This is a genomic window from Streptomyces hokutonensis (assembly GCF_042751305.1).
Taxonomy (GTDB): domain Bacteria; phylum Actinomycetota; class Actinomycetes; order Streptomycetales; family Streptomycetaceae; genus Streptomyces; species Streptomyces hokutonensis_A.
Genome location: NZ_JBHYWD010000002.1, coordinates 480,918 through 496,460, shown reverse-complemented (window position 1 = coordinate 496,460; position 15,543 = coordinate 480,918). Strand labels below are relative to the sequence as shown.

10 protein-coding genes and 1 pseudogene are annotated in these 15,543 nt (G+C 70.7%); 8 read left to right on the top strand and 3 right to left on the bottom strand.

The window, feature by feature from the left end; translation table 11 throughout:
- Position 1 precedes the first annotated feature (1 nt).
- Both ACFXC1_RS08430 and ACFXC1_RS08425 read left to right on the top strand, forming a co-directional pair.
- Entirely contained in the window at positions 2 to 829 is an 828-nt protein-coding gene (locus ACFXC1_RS08430) for an SAM-dependent methyltransferase (RefSeq protein ID WP_381240531.1), read from the top strand.
- A gap of 243 nt (positions 830 to 1,072) precedes the next feature.
- The gene (locus ACFXC1_RS08425) at positions 1,073 to 2,116 is read left to right on the top strand and encodes a glycoside hydrolase family 5 protein (protein WP_381240528.1); all 1,044 of its coding nucleotides are present in this window, start codon (positions 1,073 to 1,075) and stop codon (positions 2,114 to 2,116) included.
- 109 nt (positions 2,117 to 2,225) lie between these two features.
- Here ACFXC1_RS08425 and ACFXC1_RS08420 read toward each other — a convergent pair whose 3' ends face one another.
- Together ACFXC1_RS08420 and ACFXC1_RS08415 are read right to left on the bottom strand one after the other, a co-directional pair.
- Positions 2,226 to 3,041 carry a S1 RNA-binding domain-containing protein gene (locus tag ACFXC1_RS08420; RefSeq protein WP_381240525.1) on the bottom strand — a complete coding sequence of 272 codons (816 nt, stop codon included), beginning with the start codon at positions 3,039 to 3,041 and terminating at the stop codon, positions 2,226 to 2,228.
- Positions 3,042 to 3,197: 156 nt separating this feature from the next.
- The gene (locus ACFXC1_RS08415) at positions 3,198 to 3,641 is read right to left on the bottom strand and encodes a nuclear transport factor 2 family protein (RefSeq protein ID WP_381241128.1); all 444 of its coding nucleotides are present in this window, start codon (positions 3,639 to 3,641) and stop codon (positions 3,198 to 3,200) included.
- Positions 3,642 to 3,712: 71 nt separating this feature from the next.
- Here ACFXC1_RS08415 and ACFXC1_RS08410 point away from each other — a divergent pair.
- Together ACFXC1_RS08410 and ACFXC1_RS08405 are read left to right on the top strand one after the other, a co-directional pair.
- A pseudogene (locus tag ACFXC1_RS08410) lies at positions 3,713 to 3,871 on the top strand (short-chain dehydrogenase/reductase); the annotation flags it as partial.
- Between the two features lie 320 nt (positions 3,872 to 4,191).
- A complete protein-coding gene (locus ACFXC1_RS08405; RefSeq protein WP_381240522.1) occupies positions 4,192 to 4,521 on the top strand; it encodes a class II aldolase/adducin family protein in 330 nt (109 codons plus the stop codon).
- On the opposite strand, the gene ACFXC1_RS08400 is transcribed toward ACFXC1_RS08405, so the two are convergent.
- Positions 4,522 to 4,959, bottom strand: a complete 438-nt coding sequence (locus ACFXC1_RS08400) for a hypothetical protein (RefSeq protein ID WP_381240519.1) — start codon at positions 4,957 to 4,959, stop codon at positions 4,522 to 4,524. It abuts the gene before it with no gap.
- Positions 4,960 to 5,042: 83 nt separating this feature from the next.
- Between ACFXC1_RS08400 and ACFXC1_RS08395 the strand changes: the two genes are divergently transcribed.
- The 4 genes from ACFXC1_RS08395 to ACFXC1_RS08380 all read left to right on the top strand — a co-directional run bounded on the left by ACFXC1_RS08395 (position 5,043) and on the right by ACFXC1_RS08380 (position 15,416).
- Positions 5,043 to 12,836 carry an SDR family NAD(P)-dependent oxidoreductase gene (locus ACFXC1_RS08395; protein ID WP_381240516.1) on the top strand — a complete coding sequence of 2,598 codons (7,794 nt, stop codon included), beginning with the start codon at positions 5,043 to 5,045 and terminating at the stop codon, positions 12,834 to 12,836.
- Between the two features lie 253 nt (positions 12,837 to 13,089).
- Positions 13,090 to 13,293, top strand: coding sequence for a cold-shock protein (locus ACFXC1_RS08390; RefSeq protein ID WP_019056860.1), 204 nt, complete (start codon positions 13,090 to 13,092; stop codon positions 13,291 to 13,293).
- 177 nt (positions 13,294 to 13,470) lie between these two features.
- Entirely contained in the window at positions 13,471 to 15,039 is a 1,569-nt protein-coding gene (locus ACFXC1_RS08385) for a DEAD/DEAH box helicase (RefSeq protein ID WP_381240511.1), read from the top strand.
- Positions 15,040 to 15,101: 62 nt separating this feature from the next.
- Positions 15,102 to 15,416 (top strand): SCO5918 family protein, encoded by a 315-nt coding sequence (locus ACFXC1_RS08380; RefSeq protein WP_381240508.1) that lies wholly within the window; start codon positions 15,102 to 15,104, stop codon positions 15,414 to 15,416.
- The last annotated feature ends 127 nt before the right edge of the window (positions 15,417 to 15,543 follow it).

Below are 15,543 nucleotides of genomic sequence, written 5' to 3'. Positions count from 1 at the left end.
CATGACCAACCCCCACGCCGCGCGGGACATCGACACCAGCAGGCCGCACTCCGCCCGCATGTACGACTACTACCTGGGCGGCAAGGACCACTTCGAGGTCGACAAGCAGGCGGCCGAGACGGTCGCGGCCGCCTACCCGGCCATCTTCGTCTGCGCCCGCGAGAACCGTGCGTTCATGCACCGGGCCACCCGTGTCCTGGCCCGCGAGCACGGCATCCGGCAGTGGCTCGACATCGGCACCGGCATCCCCACCGAACCGAACCTGCACCAGGTCGCCCAGTCCGTGGTCCCCGAGGCCCGGGTGGTCTACGCCGACAACGACCCGCTGGTCCTCAAGTACGCCGAGCGGCTGATGCGCAGCACCAGGCAGGGCCGCACCACCTATGTGCAGGCGGACGTCAACGACCCCGAGACGCTGCTCAACGCCCCGGAGTTGGCCGAGGTGCTGGACCTCGGCCAGCCGGTCGCACTCTCACTCAACGCACTCCTGCACTTCGTCACCGACGCCCAGGACCCGTACGGGCTCGTGGAGCGCCTGCTGTCGGTCCTCCCTTCGGGCAGCGCCCTGGCCATCAGCCACTGCACACCCGACTTCGACCCCGCCACCTGGGAGAAGGTGACGTCGATCTACACCAACGCCGGGACACCGGTGCAGTTCCGCTCCCAGAAGGACGTCTCCCGCTTCTTCACCGGGCTCGACCTGCTCGAACCCGGCATCGCGGTCGGCCACCGCTGGCGCCCCGACGCCTCCGACGAGGACGCCGTCACGGCGGAGCCGCCCACGGACGCAGAGGTCAGCCTGTGGACCGGAGTGGGCATCAAACCGTAGCGCCCTCCCAGGACGCCAACGACGTTACGTGCGGGAAACCTTGACGACGGCGGTGCCGGATGCCACGATTCCGGCGCCGCCATGTTTGCGTAAACATCCCCCTCCACTCACTCACGCCGAGCCCACCGGGTCCGGAGACGGCGAGCCGACAACCCCGTCCCGCCCGGTACCTGTTCCAACGGCCGCTCAGCCGCGCGCAGGCCCCGTCCTGCGCCGAGCCGCCAATCCTGAAAGGGCAAGTCGATGCGCACCAACCCCGCCAGAACCCGTCTGCGGGCCACCTTCGTGGCCGTCGCGATCGCCGCGGTCACCGGCACCACGCTGGCCGGCAGCCCCGCCTCCGCCGCGCCGAGCACGAACACGTCCCAGTTCAAGGGCGTCAACTGGGCCGACCCGCGCGACAATTACGCCGACGACCCGGTCGTCCTGTCCGGCCTGTCGCTCACCGACACCTACGCCCAGACGTACACGAAGGCGACCCGTGTCATCGCCGCGTTCCGCGCCAACCTCGGCGCCAACACGGTGCGTCTGCCCATCAACCCGTACACGGTGAACGGCAGTTACTGGAAGTCGTACCGCGGTGTCATCGACGCGGCGACGGCGCAGGGCTTCAAGGTCATCGTGTCGTACTGGGAGGGGACGGGCGCCAACAAGGACGGCTTCATCGACGACCCCGCCACCTACTGGCCCATGTGGGACACCGTGGTAAAGGCCTACCAGCACAACCAGCGCGTCTACTTCGAGCCGATGAACGAGCCCCACGGCTACACCGACGCCGAGTGGGCCGACCTCGCCGCCAAGTGGCTCGACACCTACTCCCATGTGCCCCGCAACCGGGTGTTCGTGAGCGGCGCCGGCTACAACGACCACGTCACCACGGTCTGCGCCGACCCGCGACTGAAGGGCACTTACCTCTCCCTGCACCACTACGGCTTCTGGAAGAGCTACGCCACCTACGACCAGTGGGTGAGCGACCTCAAGGTACGCCTCGGCGACTGCGCGAACCGTACGGTGGCCGACGAGTTCGGTGCCCCGATGACCACGGGCCTGAACTACAACGTGCCCACCCCCGACGACAATTCGATCAACTTCATCCAGGCCGACACCGACACCTTCCGCAAGCTCGGCATGGGCTCCGTCTACTGGCCCGGCCTGCGCACCGACGACACGTACTCGATCCAGAAGCTCATCGGCGACGCGGCCCGCCCCTGGCTGGCCACGACCAACCAGTCCGGCGCGGACCGCCTCGCCTGGGCGTGGGGTCGGGGGCGACCGGTCAAGTCCTAGGGCTGCGACCGAGGCGGGTGGCGTGATCCGTGTCCGCGAGGTGGCGGGCGGGGCGGATCGCGGCACCCGGCTCAGGGTGAACCGATCGGCGTCGTAAGGGAGTTCACGGTCAGCGCGCCGGCGACAGTGCCACCCTGCGCCGCTCCCGGTCGATTTCGGTGACGACGACCTTGAGTTCGTCGCCCACTTGAGGGATGCGCTGGGCCGGCTCCACGGGGATCCCGGTGAACTCCCCTATATGGACCAGTCCTTCAATGCCTTCGGCGACCCGGACGAAGACGCCGATCGGGACCACCTTGGTGACCTGTCCCCGCAATGTGCGACCCACCGCGACCCCTTCGGCGAACACCGCGAAGGGGTCCGGCTGCATCGCCCTCAAGGACAGCCGCGCCTCTCCGTGCCAGTCGTCGAAGTAGAGGAACTCGCCCGAGACGTGCTGTCCGATCCGCACGACGTCCGAACCGGCCTGGATGTGACGCCATGACAGTTCGGGGATCGTGATGAACCCGACGCCGGGAAAGACCGGATGGTCGGGGCCGTCGTCCAGCGCCACGAACACACCGAACCGCTCGATCGCGGCGACCGTCCCGGACAGAATCTCACCGGGGCGACGCGAGGTCAGGAACGCCCAGAGTTCCGGGTTCTCGGTAGCGGTCATCGCCAGCCGCACTCGCCCCTCGTCGGGATCGACCGCCACCACTTCCGCGGTGATCCGTCGGCCGACCTCCACGGCCACAGCCGTCCTCCAGCGCCAAGAGACGTCCGCCGGCCAGACGACGCCCAGCGGGCGCGCGGAGAACCCGTCCAGGGTGACCACCACCCCCCGAGACCGCGTGACCTCCACGACGGTCCCGCTACAGATGTCCCCCACGTGGATCCCGGCCAGGAATTCCCTGGCCGCCTGATCGTCCGCCGCTGCCCCCATGCCGTGCAGCCTCTCACGAGAAGCACCCCTGCCGTCTCATGGAATTCCCCGAGGACCGGCGGATGTGCGAGCATCTGCCGCGGCTACCCCAGGCGCAGGCGGTCGTGGAAGTCGGCACCCCTGCGCCGCACAGCACCGGCGACCTCCGAGTGACGGTCAGTCGTCTCCCGCCTTGACGGCGGCGGCCTCCCGCATTTCCGTGATCCTGCCGTCGAGGACGGTGAAGATCGACGTCACCCGGAACTCCTCCCGCCCGGCCTCCCGGGCGATGACGGCGCGGTCGCGGTCTCCCGTACGGATCAGGATGTCGTGCTCGATGGCGCCCCTGTCCCCCGCTTCCAGGTACGTGTGGAACGGCTCACGGACCTCCACCTTCTCGTACAGCTCGGGAAAGACTTCGAAGTGCTTCCGCAGCGCCTCGACACCGGCCGCCTTGGCCCGGCCGAAGCTGACGATCCCTCCGTCGTCCGCCCAGTAGTGGTGAATATCGTCGATGGCACTGCCGTTTTCGACGTCACACAGGTCTGAGACCCAGGTGTACACACCGGGGAAGAGATCCCGATGGCGCTCCGTCGTATCCAGCTTGCCGCAGGTTGACATCTTGGTCACCGACCAAGTTCACTGGTCTCACTTCCGTTGGTCAGTGAACAAGAGAGTGAGCCAGGGAGATCATGCCGAAGACGTGGTTCCTCACCGGAGCCTCGAAGGGATTCGGCCTGGAGTGGGCGGAAGCCGCTCTCGAACGCGGCGACCAGGTCGCCGGGACAGGTCGCTCGGACTCCGCGTCCGACGACCTGGTCGCGAAGTACGGCGACGCGGTGCTGCCCCTGTAGCTCGACGTCACGTCGGCCTCACCCACGATGGACTCCGCCATCAGGCCGAGCAGCCGGTCCTTGGTGCGGATGTGCAACATGACCGTGTCACCCTGACGCCGAGTTCGGCGGCCACCGCCCTCGCGGAGAGTTTGGCGATGCCTTCTCTTCGCAGGACGTCGAATGCGGCCCCGACTGCCCGGGCGAGCGTGATTCCGATTCCCCGCGGCAGCCAGCGATGAGCGAGATCAACTCCGTCGCATTGTCGGTGCCGTACCCCACGAGGTGAATGCTGCGGCTGCGGGTGTTCGCCTAATGGCGATCACCCCCGACACGACATGCAGCCATTCCTCGCCGACATGGCGCGCGGTCTTGGCCTGGACAAGCCCCTGGACCCGATCGTGCAGGAGTCCTGCGCCTTCTGCGACGACCATGTCCTGGTCGACGAGTACAAGGGTCTGGTCCTTGAGAAGTCCGAGGGCGAGCGGATCGCCGTCCGGCTCGGCGACCGGAGGGCGGCCATTCTCCGGCACCACGGCCTGCTGACGGTCGGACGGTCCGTCGTGCCCCTGGCGCACCGGCAGTTCAGCGACGCCAACATGGCGCGGCACAACTTCAATCTCCTGGCCGACCTCGTGGTGGAGCAGGAGCCCGACGTACTGGAGTGATCAGAGGGCCCACCAGCAGTACAGCCTCCGGTTCCCCGCCACGGCCCGCCGGGCCAGCCCGGACAGCAGCCGGAGCAGTTCCAGCGCGTCGGCGGGCGGCAGACCCACTTCCTCCACGGCCGCGAACGACCCTGCCACCAGGCCCAGTTGGTCATCCGTTGCCGAGGCCAGCGCGTCCCGGAGCGTGTCGGAGACGCTGATGACGAAGGCGGTTTCCGCCTCGGGGTTGGAGAGCAGTTGCCCGGAGCGCGGGCGGGCCCGTGCCTCGTCGTAGGCGCAGTCCGTGAGGAGGCCTTCGAGCCGCGCCATGACGACCACCGGGTCGATGCCCTTCAGGGAGAGCACGTCGAAGACCGACGGATCCGGTCCGCCCGGTGCGTCGAGGACACCGACGGCGGACTCGTCGCTCGCGGCGGAGTAGTAGTCGCAGATCGCCATGCCGTAGATCCTGCCCGATCCCGGGTTCCGAAGGGCGCCTGTCGTACGGTTGCCACTCGGGGTTGGTGAACATTGGGGTTGAAATGGCCGTTTCCGGCGACGAGTTGACGCGCACGCTGCCCGGCATTCTGCGGGAGCACTCGGACCGGATCGGGGACAAACCCGCCTATCTGGACGACCGACGTGCCGTCACCTACCGGGAGTTGGAGCGGCGCACGGCCCGGCTGGCGGGCCATCTGGTACGGCTCGGGGTGGGGCGTGGGGACCGGGTCGCGATCCATCTGGGCAACCGGGTGGAGCTGGTCGAGGCCTGGCTCGGTGTGCTGCGTGCCGGGGCGATCGGCGTGCTGCTCAACTCGGCCGCTTCGGAGGAGGAGTTGGCGTACTTCCTCGACGACAGCGGCGCCGTCGCGATCGTGACGGAGGCGCCGGACGCCCAACTGGGCGCCGTACGACGGGTGATCGCCGTCGGACGGGACGAACCGACCGACGGCGCCCTCGACTTCGAGGACCTGGCCCGAACGGATTCGGGTACGGCCGCCCGTGACGACCTCGGGCTCGACGAGCCGGCCTGGATCCACTACACGTCGGGCACCACCGGCCAGAGCAAGGGCGTGGTCTCGACGCAGCGTTCCGCCCTGTGGTCGGTGGAGAAGGCCTACGTCCCGGCGTACGAGCTGGAACAACAGGACCTGCTCCTCTGGCCGTTGCCGATGTTCCACGCCCTCGGCCACTCCGTGTGCCTGCTGGCTGTCGTCTCCGTCGGTGCGACGGCACGCGTCCTCGGACCGGGCGCGAACCTCGCCGAGGCGCTCGCCGCCGAGCCGTTCACCGTCCTCGGCGGGGTGCCCGCCACCTACCGTCTGCTGCTGGAGTCACTGCGCGAGACGGCACGTCCGGTGCCCGCGTCGCTGCGGGTGTGTGTCAGCGGAGGGGCACCCTGTTCCCCGGAGTTGAGGGCCGAGGCCGAACGGGTCCTGGGCGCTCCCCTGCTCGACGGGTACGGCTCCACGGAGACCTGCGGGAAGATCGCGATCGAGCGGCTGGACAGCCCGCGTGACGACCACTCGCGCGGTTTCCCGCTGCTGGTGCTGGACGTCCGGATCACCGATCCGTCCGCCGGTACCGAGGCCAGCGACGGGGACGAGGGTGAGATCTGGGTGCGCGGTCCCGGGCTGATGGCCGGCTATCACAACCGGCCGGACGCGACAGCGGAGGCGTTCACCGACGGCTGGTACCGCACCGGGGACCTCGGCCGGCGCGACACGAACGGCCACCTCCATGTCACCGGCAGGGTCAAGGAACTCATCATCCGAGGCGGTGTGAACATCAACCCGTCCGAGGTGGAACGGGTGTTACTGGCCCGCCCCGACATCGTCGACGCCGCGGTCGTCGGCCGACGGCACGACGTGCTGGGCGAGGTGCCGGTGGCCTTCGTCGTGCCCGGCCCGGACGGGGTCGACACGGAGCGGGCGCTCGCCGCCTGCCGGGAGCGGTTGTCCGGGTTCAAGGTGCCGGACGAGATCTATCCGACCGAGTCCCTTCCCCGTACCGCGTCCGGGAAGACCGCCCGCGCCGTGCTCGTCGAGGAGTTGCCTCAGCGCCTCGCCGCGGAACGTACGGCCGCCTCGGCCGCGCTGCGCGAGCGGCTCGCCACCGCGTCCGACGCCGTGCTCGACCTGGTCCTCGACGTGACGGCACGGACCCTCGACGTCCCCGTACCGGAGCTGGACCCCGAAGTACCGTTCAGCGCCCAGGGGTTGGCCTCGCTCGGTGCCGTCCTGCTGCGCGACCGGCTGGGCACGGCGACCGGGCTCGCGCTGCCCGCGACGCTGGTCTTCGACCACCCCACGCCCACCGCCGTGGCGGATCTGGTGCGCGCCGCGCTGCACGGCGAGAGCGGCCCGGGGCCCGCGCGTACTTCCGCGGGCGACCCCGGGGAGCCCATCGCCGTCGTCGCCATGGCCTGCCGCTATCCGGGCGGGGTGGAGTCCCCGGAGGACCTGTGGCGGCTGCTCGCCGACGGCACCGACGCGACCTCCGACTTCCCCGCCGACCGCGGCTGGAACGTGGCCGACCTGTACGACCCGGACCCCGACCACCTGGGTAAATCGGTCACCCGGCGGGGCGGTTTCCTGCACGACGCGGCCGACTTCGACGCGGCCTTCTTCGCCATGTCACCCCGCGAGGCCCTTGCCACCGACCCCCAGCAACGGCTGCTCCTGGAGACGAGTTGGGAGCTGCTGGAGCGGGCGGGGCTGGACCCGGCCGGGCTGCGCGACAGCGACACCGGTGTCTTCGTGGGCGTCATGCACGCCACCTACGCGAGCCGACTTCACCACGGCGGGCACGAGTTGGAGGCGCATCTGGCCCTCGGCTCGGCCGGCAGCGTGGCCTCCGGCCGTATCGCCTACACGCTGGGGCTGCGCGGCCCCGCCGTGACCGTGGACACCGCGTGCTCGTCGTCGCTGGTCGCGATGCACTCGGCCGTACGATCCCTGCGCGACGGGGAGTGCTCTCTCGCGCTGGCCGGCGGCGTCACGGTCATGTCGTCGCCCGGCCCGTTCATCGCGTTCAGCAGACTGCGCGGGCTGGCTCCGGACGGCCGCTGCAAGCCCTTCTCCGCGGCGGCCGACGGTACCGCGTGGGGCGAGGGTGTCGGCCTGGTCCTGCTGGAACGGCTCTCGGACGCGCGCCGCAACGGACATCCAGTACTGGCCGTGCTGCGCGGCTCGGCCGTCAACTCCGACGGCGCGTCCAACGGCCTCACCGCCCCCAACGGCCCCGCACAGCAACGGGTGATCCACGCGGCGCTGGCCGACGCGGGACTGTCCCCGGCCGACATCGACACCGTGGAGGCACACGGCACGGGCACCGCGCTCGGCGACCCGATCGAGGCACACGCGCTCCTCGCCACCTACGGCCGGGACCGTCCCGCCCAACGCCCGCTGTGGCTCGGCTCGTTGAAGTCCAACCTCGGACACACCCAGGCTGCGGCCGGGGTCGCCGGTGTCATCAGGACGGTGCTGGCGATGCACCACGACCGACTCCCCCGCACCCTGCACGCCGACGAGCCGTCCCCGCACGTGGACTGGTCGTCGGGCACGGTACGGCTGCTGTCCCAGGAAGAAGAGTGGCGGCCCGAGCCCGGCCGGCCGAGGCGGGCGGCGATCTCCGCGTTCGGCATCGGCGGGACCAACGCGCACGTGATCCTGGAGGAGGCTGACGCAGACACTCCACCATCCCCGCGCAACACAGTGGCACCCCCGTTGCTCCTCTCGGCCGCCACCCCGTCCGCCCTCCGGGCACAGGCCGCACGCACCGCGGCCTTCCTCCGCGAACACCCCGAACTCCCTCTGCTGGACGTGGCGTTCACCCACGCCATCAGCCGTTCCGGACTCCTCCACCGAGCGGCCGTCACCACCAGCGACCGGGCGGCGACCCTGACCGCACTGGACGCCCTGACGGAGTCCGTTCCCTCCCATACCGCCGCCCGCCTGGCCATGTTGTTCACCGGCCAGGGCGCCCAACGCACCGGTATGGGAAGGGAGTTGCACGAGTCCTTCCCGGTGTTCGCGACCGCTTTCGACGCTCTGTGCGCACGCTTCGACGCCCACCTGGAGTATCCGCTGCGCTCAGTCCTCTGGGACGCGGACAAGAGCGCCCTGCTGGACCGCACGGACTTCACCCAGGCCGCCCTGTTCACCTACGAGGTGTCCGCCTTCCGGCTGCTCACCTCCTGGGGTGTACGGCCGGACTTCCTGGCCGGGCACTCGGTCGGCGAACTGGCGGCGGCGCACTGCGCGGGCGTGCTGTCCGAGGCGGATGCCGTCGAACTGGTCGCCGCACGTGGGAGGTTGATGCGGGAACTGCCGGAGGGCGGCGCCATGGTGGCGCTCGACGCCACCGAGGCGGAGGTGACGGCCGAGTTGACCGAGGGGGTCGCGATCGCGGCCGTGAACGGCCCGCGCGCGGTCGTCGTCTCCGGCGCGCAGGAGCCGGTCCTCGCACTCTCGGAACGCTTCGCCGTACGAGGCCGTCGCACCGTCCGGCTACGGGTCAGCCACGCCTTCCACTCCCCACTGATGGAGCCGATGCTCGCCGAATTCGGCCGTATCGCGGGTGAGTTGACGTACGACGCCCCCAGCATCCCGGTGCTGTCGGGCCTGACCGGGCTTCCGGCCACCGGGGAGGAGCTGCGGTCGGCCGCCTACTGGATACGGCACGCCCGTGAGGCCGTGCGGTTCGGGGACGCCGTCCACTGGCTGGCGCACGGCGGGCGGGTGACCGCGTTCACCGAGGTCGGCCCGGACGCCCACCTCAGCGCCCAGGCCGCCGGGGCCGGTAAGGAGCTCCTCTTCGCCGCGACGGCCCGGAGGAACAGCGCCGAGTCGCGGACGCTGTACGACGCGCTCGGTCAACTCCACGTGCACGGCGCGCGATTGGACTGGCGCCGGGTCTACGCGGGCAGCGGTGCCCGGCGGGTCGACGCCCTGCCGACCTATCCCTTCCAGCGGCAGCGCTACTGGCTGCCCGACACCGGGAGCAACGGGTCCGCCGCCTCCGGGCACCCGCTGGTGACACAGGCGGTCACGGTGCCTGGTACGGAACGGCTGCTGTGCGGCGGCCGGTTGTCCGGTGCGGCCCAGCCGTGGTTGCGGGACCACGTCGTGGGCGGACACCCGCTCGTACCGGGTGCGGCCTTCGCCGACCTCGTGCTGCACGCGGGCGACCTGTGCGGGCTGGCCGTACTGGAGGAACTCGCCCTGCTGAACCCGCTGTTCCTGCCCGATGACGACGAAGAGGGCATCCAGGTCCAGGTGGTGCTGGGCGAGCCGGACGACACCGGGCGCCGCGCGGCGGACGTGTACGCACGGCCCGAGGAGTCCGGCGCGCTCGGCGCCTGGACACAGCACGCGACCGGCCGACTCGGCCCCGCCGTGCCCGGTGCCTTGGACGACGCGGTCCCGCTCACCGTATGGCCGCCGACGGGTGCCATACGGCTGGACCTCTCCGAGGCCTACGACCGGGTGGCCGCAGCAGGGCTGTCGTACGGTCCGGCGTTCCAAGGCGTCACCGCGTTGTGGCGGCGGGACGAGGAACTCTTCGCCGAGGTCGGCCCGTTGCCCGTCGCGGACGCCCGGCGCCATGTCCTCCACCCGGCCCTGCTGGACGCCGCCCTGCACCCCGGTCTGCTCGCAGAACCGCGCACCGGTCCGGCCCGGCTGCCGTTCGCCTGGCGGGGTCTGACCGTGCACGCCACGGGCGCGACAGCACTGCGCGTCCGGATGACGAGGCCCGGCCCGGACACGATCACCCTCGATCTCGCGACACCGACCGGCGCGCCCGTGGCCCGCCTGGAGTCGATGACGACCCGACCGGCACCGGACATCGGTCCCGCCTCGGCCGGGGAGCTGTACCGGCTGCGGTGGACAAACGTGCCGGCTACCGGTGAGGTGCCCACCGTGGCGGTGTCGCAGACCGACGACCTGGACCTGGCCGCGTTCCTCACCTCCGCCGACGATGAGAAGACACCGGTGGCGACCGTCGCCTCCTTGGCCGCTCCCGACAGTGAGGACCCAGTCGCCGAAGCGCACCAACTCACCGTACGGGCGATGCAGTTGCTGCAAACGCACCTCGCCGGTTCCGAACGCCTGGCCGTGGTCACGCGCGGCGCCGCCGCGCCCTCGCCCGACCTGCCCGCCGCCACGGTCTGGGGCCTGCTGCGAACCGCACAAGCCGAGTACCCCGGGCGCCTCACCCTCGTGGATGTGGACGACCACCCTGAGTCGCTACGACAGCTGCCCGCCGCCCTCGCCACGGGCGAGCCCCAAATCGCCGTACGTGACGGCGTGTTGAGCGTGCCCCGACTGGCGATCGCGCCCCCTTCCGAGGACGCGGGCTCGCTCGCCGGGGGCACCGTCCTGATCACCGGCGGCACCGGGTCCCTCGGGGCGATGCTGGCCCGGCATCTCGTCGAACGGCACGGGGTGCGACGGCTCGTGCTCCTCAGTCGGCGCGGTGAACAGGCGCCAGGCGCACCGGAATTGCGTGAGGCATTGCGACAAGCGGGCGCGCAGGTCGATCTCGTGGCCTGCGACATCACCGAGCGGGACCAACTCGCCGCCGTACTCAAGGCGTTCGGGCCCGACCTGACCGCCGTGGTGCACGCGGCCGGGGTGCTGAACGACGGCGTTCTGGCGTCCATGACGCCTGAGCGGCTGGCGGCGGTGCTGCGGCCGAAGGTCGACGCCGCCTGGCAGTTGCACGAGTCGACGAAGGACCTGCCGTTGGCGCGGTTCGTGCTGTTCTCGTCGGCGGCCGGGCTGCTGGGCAACCCGGGGCAGGCCAACTACGCGGCGGCGAACTCCTTCCTGGATGCGCTCGCGCGCCATCGCTCCGAACTGGGCCTGCCCGCACTGTCGTTGGTCTGGGGCGCGTGGGCGGACGAGGAGGGCATGGCGGCCCGCAGCGGCCGGGTGCACGGCGGGACGGTGCGCGCGGTCTCTCCTGAGCAGGCGTTCGCGCTCTTCGACGCCGCGCTCGGCAGCGCCGAACCGGTCCTGGCGCCACTGCCGTTGGACCGTTCACCCAAGGCGCTCCCGGCCGGGGCCGCCGTCCCGCCACCGTTGCGCGGGCTGTTGCGCACGGACCGGCCCTCGGCCTCCGTCGCGAACACGGGCGGCGGGGTGCCGGACGACAGCGCCGGATCCTGGCGGAACCGACTCGCGGTCCTGACCCCGCCCGAGCGGTTGCCCGCCCTGCGGTCACTCGTCCGCACCGAGGTCGCCGCCGTCCTCGGACACACCGAAGTCGACGCCGTGGACCGGGACTTCGCGGAACTGGGCCTCGACTCCCTGATGCGGGTCATGCTCTGCAACCGGCTGAGTCTGCTGACCGGTACACCGCTGGCGGTCACCGTGGCCTACGACTGGCCGGACACCGACCAGCTCGCCGAGCACCTGTACGGCGAGCTGCACAGCAGCTTGCCCGACGAACCCACCGCCGCGAGCGTCCCGGCACCGGCACGGTCCGGTGGACGCGGACGCGGAGCCGGACAGTCGCTGCCTGCCCTGTACCGGCAGGTGTGCGAGACGGGAGATGTCGTATCTGCCATGCATCTGCTGGTGACCGCGTCCATCGGCGCGACCGCCTTCGGCCCCGAGGAGGCCGCCCGGCACGCGCTGCCGCCGCTGCGGCTCGCCGCGGGCACCCGGGGGCCGGCCCTGGTCTGTGTTCCCGGCTTCGCGTCCAACCTGGGCCGGCCCTGGTACGCCGGGCTCGCCGCCTGTTTCGAGGGTGAGCGGGATGTGTTCGAGCTGCGGCACTCCGGGGTCGATCACGGAGACGCGGTGCCGCGGGACCTGGAGACGCTGACCGCGTCGCACGCAGCGACCGTGCGGCACCAGCTCGGCGATCGCCCCTATGTAGTGGTCGGCCATTCCATGGGGGGATCGGCCGCCCACGCGCTCAGCACGCACCTGGCGGGCCTCGGCGCTCCCCCGGCCGGACTCGTGCTGATCGACTCGTACCACGTCACCCCTGACCGGGAGGCGGAGCCGTGGCTGCTGTCCCTGCCGGCCCGGATTCCGCTGGCGGCCGGCGAGAGATTCGACACCCTCGTGGACGATCTGGCGCTGCTGTCGCTGGGCGCGTACACGCGGATGTTCCGTGGCTGGCAGCCCGAACCCACGCAGGTGCCAAGCCTGTTGGTCCGGGCCTCCGCACCCCTGCCGGACATGCCGCCGGAGTGGCGGTCGTCCTGGCCCGGGGTGCGGGACACGGCGGATGCCCCCGGCACTCATCTCAGCGTGCTCGAAGAGGACGCGCCGACCACGGGCAGGGCCGTGCGCGACTGGGTCGACGGCCTCGCATAGCCCGGCGGGCGATCGAATATCTATGTTCGCGGCATGAGAAACGGAATTCACGGCCGCACAGTCACGATCGCACCGTGCTACTATTGATCTCAGTTGCAGTTGTGGTTGCCAAACCCTTCAGATGCCCGCACCGCCCTCCGAGGCGGTGGAGCATTTTTTTGTGTGTCCGGTTTTTCTTCCGGCGGGGTGATCATCACGGCGACACGGAGCCCGCACAGTGCGGACTCCGCTGACCGCCCCGAAGGAGAACAAAATGGCCAGTGGCACCGTGAAGTGGTTCAACGCGGAAAAGGGTTTCGGCTTCATCGAGCAGGACGGTGGCGGCGCTGACGTCTTCGCCCACTACTCGAACATCGCCGCCCAGGGCTTCCGCGAGCTGCAGGAGGGTCAGAAGGTGACCTTCGACATCGCGCAGGGCCAGAAGGGCCCGACGGCCGAGAACATCGTCCCTGCGTAACACCGACGTTAACTTCGCAGCTGGGGCCCGCACCTTGGGGTGCGGGCCCCAGCTCGCTGCATTTTCCATGCTTCGGCGATATTCCGTCGAAGCCACCGGCTCGTTCTTGCGATTCTCTGCGCCGTTCAATTACCGCGGGAATTCCTTGATACGTGCCATATCAAGGAAGGTTCCACATTGAACCGCGCACGTACGAATGACCGCTTCTCGCGAAAGCGCAGTGGAAATCCGGAATCCGGAAAGAGCGGCGGCTACCGCTCGGCGGCCCCGTCCGGCAACCGTTCCAGCGCTCCGCGCCGCTCCAAGGGCGGCGGCGGCCGACCGGTCGCGCTGCAGGGCGAGTTCGCACTGCCGAAGACGGTGACCCCGGGCCTGCCCGCCGTGGAGTCGTTCGCCGAACTCGACATGCCCGCCAAGCTGTTGGCCGCGCTCGGCCACGAGGGCGTCACCGTCCCGTTCCCGATCCAGGCGACGACCCTCCCCAACTCCCTTGCCGGGCGCGACGTTCTCGGCCGCGGCCGTACCGGCTCCGGCAAGACTCTTGCCTTCGGCCTGGCGATGCTGGCCCGTACGGCGGGCCGCCGGGCCGAGCCGCGTCAGCCGCTCGCGCTCGTCCTCGTCCCGACCCGCGAGCTGGCCCAGCAGGTCACGGACGCACTCACCCCGTACGCCCGCGCCGTCAGCGTGCGGATGACCACCGTTGTCGGCGGTATGTCGATCGGCCGTCAGGCCGGGGCGCTGCGCGGCGGCGCGGAGGTCGTGGTCGCGACGCCGGGACGCCTCAAGGACCTGATCGACCGCGGCGACTGCCGCCTCGACAACGTCACCATCACCGTCCTCGACGAGGCCGACCAGATGGCCGACATGGGCTTCATGCCGCAGGTCACCGGCCTGCTGGACCAGGTGCAGACGGGCGGCCAGCGGATGCTGTTCTCGGCCACCCTGGACCGCAACGTGGACCTTCTGGTCCGCCGTTACCTGACCGACCCCGTCGTCCACTCCGTCGACCCGTCCGCGGGCGCGGTCACCACGATGGAGCACCACGTCCTGCACGTCCACGGCACGGACAAGCAGCGGGCGACCACCGAGATCGCGGCGCGCGACGGCCGGGTCATCATGTTCCTGGACACCAAGCACGCGGTGGACAAGCTGGTCAAGCACCTGCTGAACAACGGCGTCCGGGCGGCCGGGCTGCACGGCGGCAAGTCCCAGCCGCAGCGCACCCGCACCCTCGCCCAGTTCAAGGACGGGCATGTGACGGCGCTGGTGGCGACCAACGTCGCGGCGCGCGGCATCCACGTCGACAACCTCGACCTGGTCGTCAACGTCGACCCGCCCACCGACCCCAAGGACTATCTGCACCGCGGCGGCCGTACGGCCCGTGCGGGCGAGTCCGGCAGTGTCGTGACGCTGGTCACCCCCGACCAGCGCCGTGACTTCACCCGCCTGATGACCATGGCCGGCGTCACCGCCGAGGTCACCTCGGTGCGGTCGGGCGAGGAGGAGCTGACCCGGATCACCGGCGCCCAGGCCCCCTCCGGCGTCCCGGTCGTCATCACCGCCCCGGTCGTGGAGCAGCGCGAGCGCGCCCGCCGCGGCCCCTCCTCGTCGTCGCGCGGCCGTCGTGGCCGTCCCGCCGCCGAGGGCCGGACCGGCGGCGGCACGGCCCGCCGCAGCGGCGGCAACGGTGGTTCCGGCGGAAGCGGCCGGGGACAGCGACGCTCGTCCTTCGGGCCCGCGGCCTAGGTATCAACTCGGCCTCTTCGGTGGCCTGTTCGGACGGCTTCTCCTTCTCTCTGTGAGGCAACATGCGTTGTGTCATCGCCCGGTATCCCTTCGATCTCACCAAGCTGGGAGTCCTGGAGACGATGAAGGGCATCAAGCCCGAGCTGGTCACGGGTGAGTCCGTGACCATCGGGCGGCGCCGCTACCCCGTCAAGCAGGTGGGGCAGGTCATCACCCGGCAGGATCCGCGCGACTTCAACAGCGGCGAGGTCATCCGGGCCATGACCCGGCTCGGCTTCACCTGCCACGGCCTTCCCGAGGCCGTGCCCGTGCACGTCCTGTCTCCGATGGAGAACGCGTCGGCGCTGCTGGGCAGCGGCACGCCGCAGGACGCGTAGGAGCGACACCAGCTACAACCGTGAGGGCCCTGCCGACGCGCGGCGGCGCGGGCCCCACCGCGGGGGGGGGGCCCGGGGGGGCCCCACCGGACGCGCCCATGTAACACCGGGTTGCATATTTTGGCCC

What these genes read in the sequence shown, in the direction of transcription:
- ACFXC1_RS08430 (WP_381240531.1), top strand. Translation starts at nt 2, where the DNA reads ATGACCAACCCCCACGCCGCGCGGGACATCGACACCAGCAGGCCGCAC.
- ACFXC1_RS08425 (WP_381240528.1), top strand. Translation starts at nt 1,073, where the DNA reads ATGCGCACCAACCCCGCCAGAACCCGTCTGCGGGCCACCTTCGTGGCC.
- ACFXC1_RS08420 (WP_381240525.1), bottom strand. Translation starts at nt 3,041, where the DNA reads ATGGGGGCAGCGGCGGACGATCAGGCGGCCAGGGAATTCCTGGCCGGG.
- ACFXC1_RS08415 (WP_381241128.1), bottom strand. Translation starts at nt 3,641, where the DNA reads ATGTCAACCTGCGGCAAGCTGGATACGACGGAGCGCCATCGGGATCTC.
- ACFXC1_RS08405 (WP_381240522.1), top strand. Translation starts at nt 4,192, where the DNA reads ATGCAGCCATTCCTCGCCGACATGGCGCGCGGTCTTGGCCTGGACAAG.
- ACFXC1_RS08400 (WP_381240519.1), bottom strand. Translation starts at nt 4,959, where the DNA reads ATGGCGATCTGCGACTACTACTCCGCCGCGAGCGACGAGTCCGCCGTC.
- ACFXC1_RS08395 (WP_381240516.1), top strand. Translation starts at nt 5,043, where the DNA reads ATGGCCGTTTCCGGCGACGAGTTGACGCGCACGCTGCCCGGCATTCTG.
- ACFXC1_RS08390 (WP_019056860.1), top strand. Translation starts at nt 13,090, where the DNA reads ATGGCCAGTGGCACCGTGAAGTGGTTCAACGCGGAAAAGGGTTTCGGC.
- ACFXC1_RS08380 (WP_381240508.1), top strand. Translation starts at nt 15,102, where the DNA reads ATGCGTTGTGTCATCGCCCGGTATCCCTTCGATCTCACCAAGCTGGGA.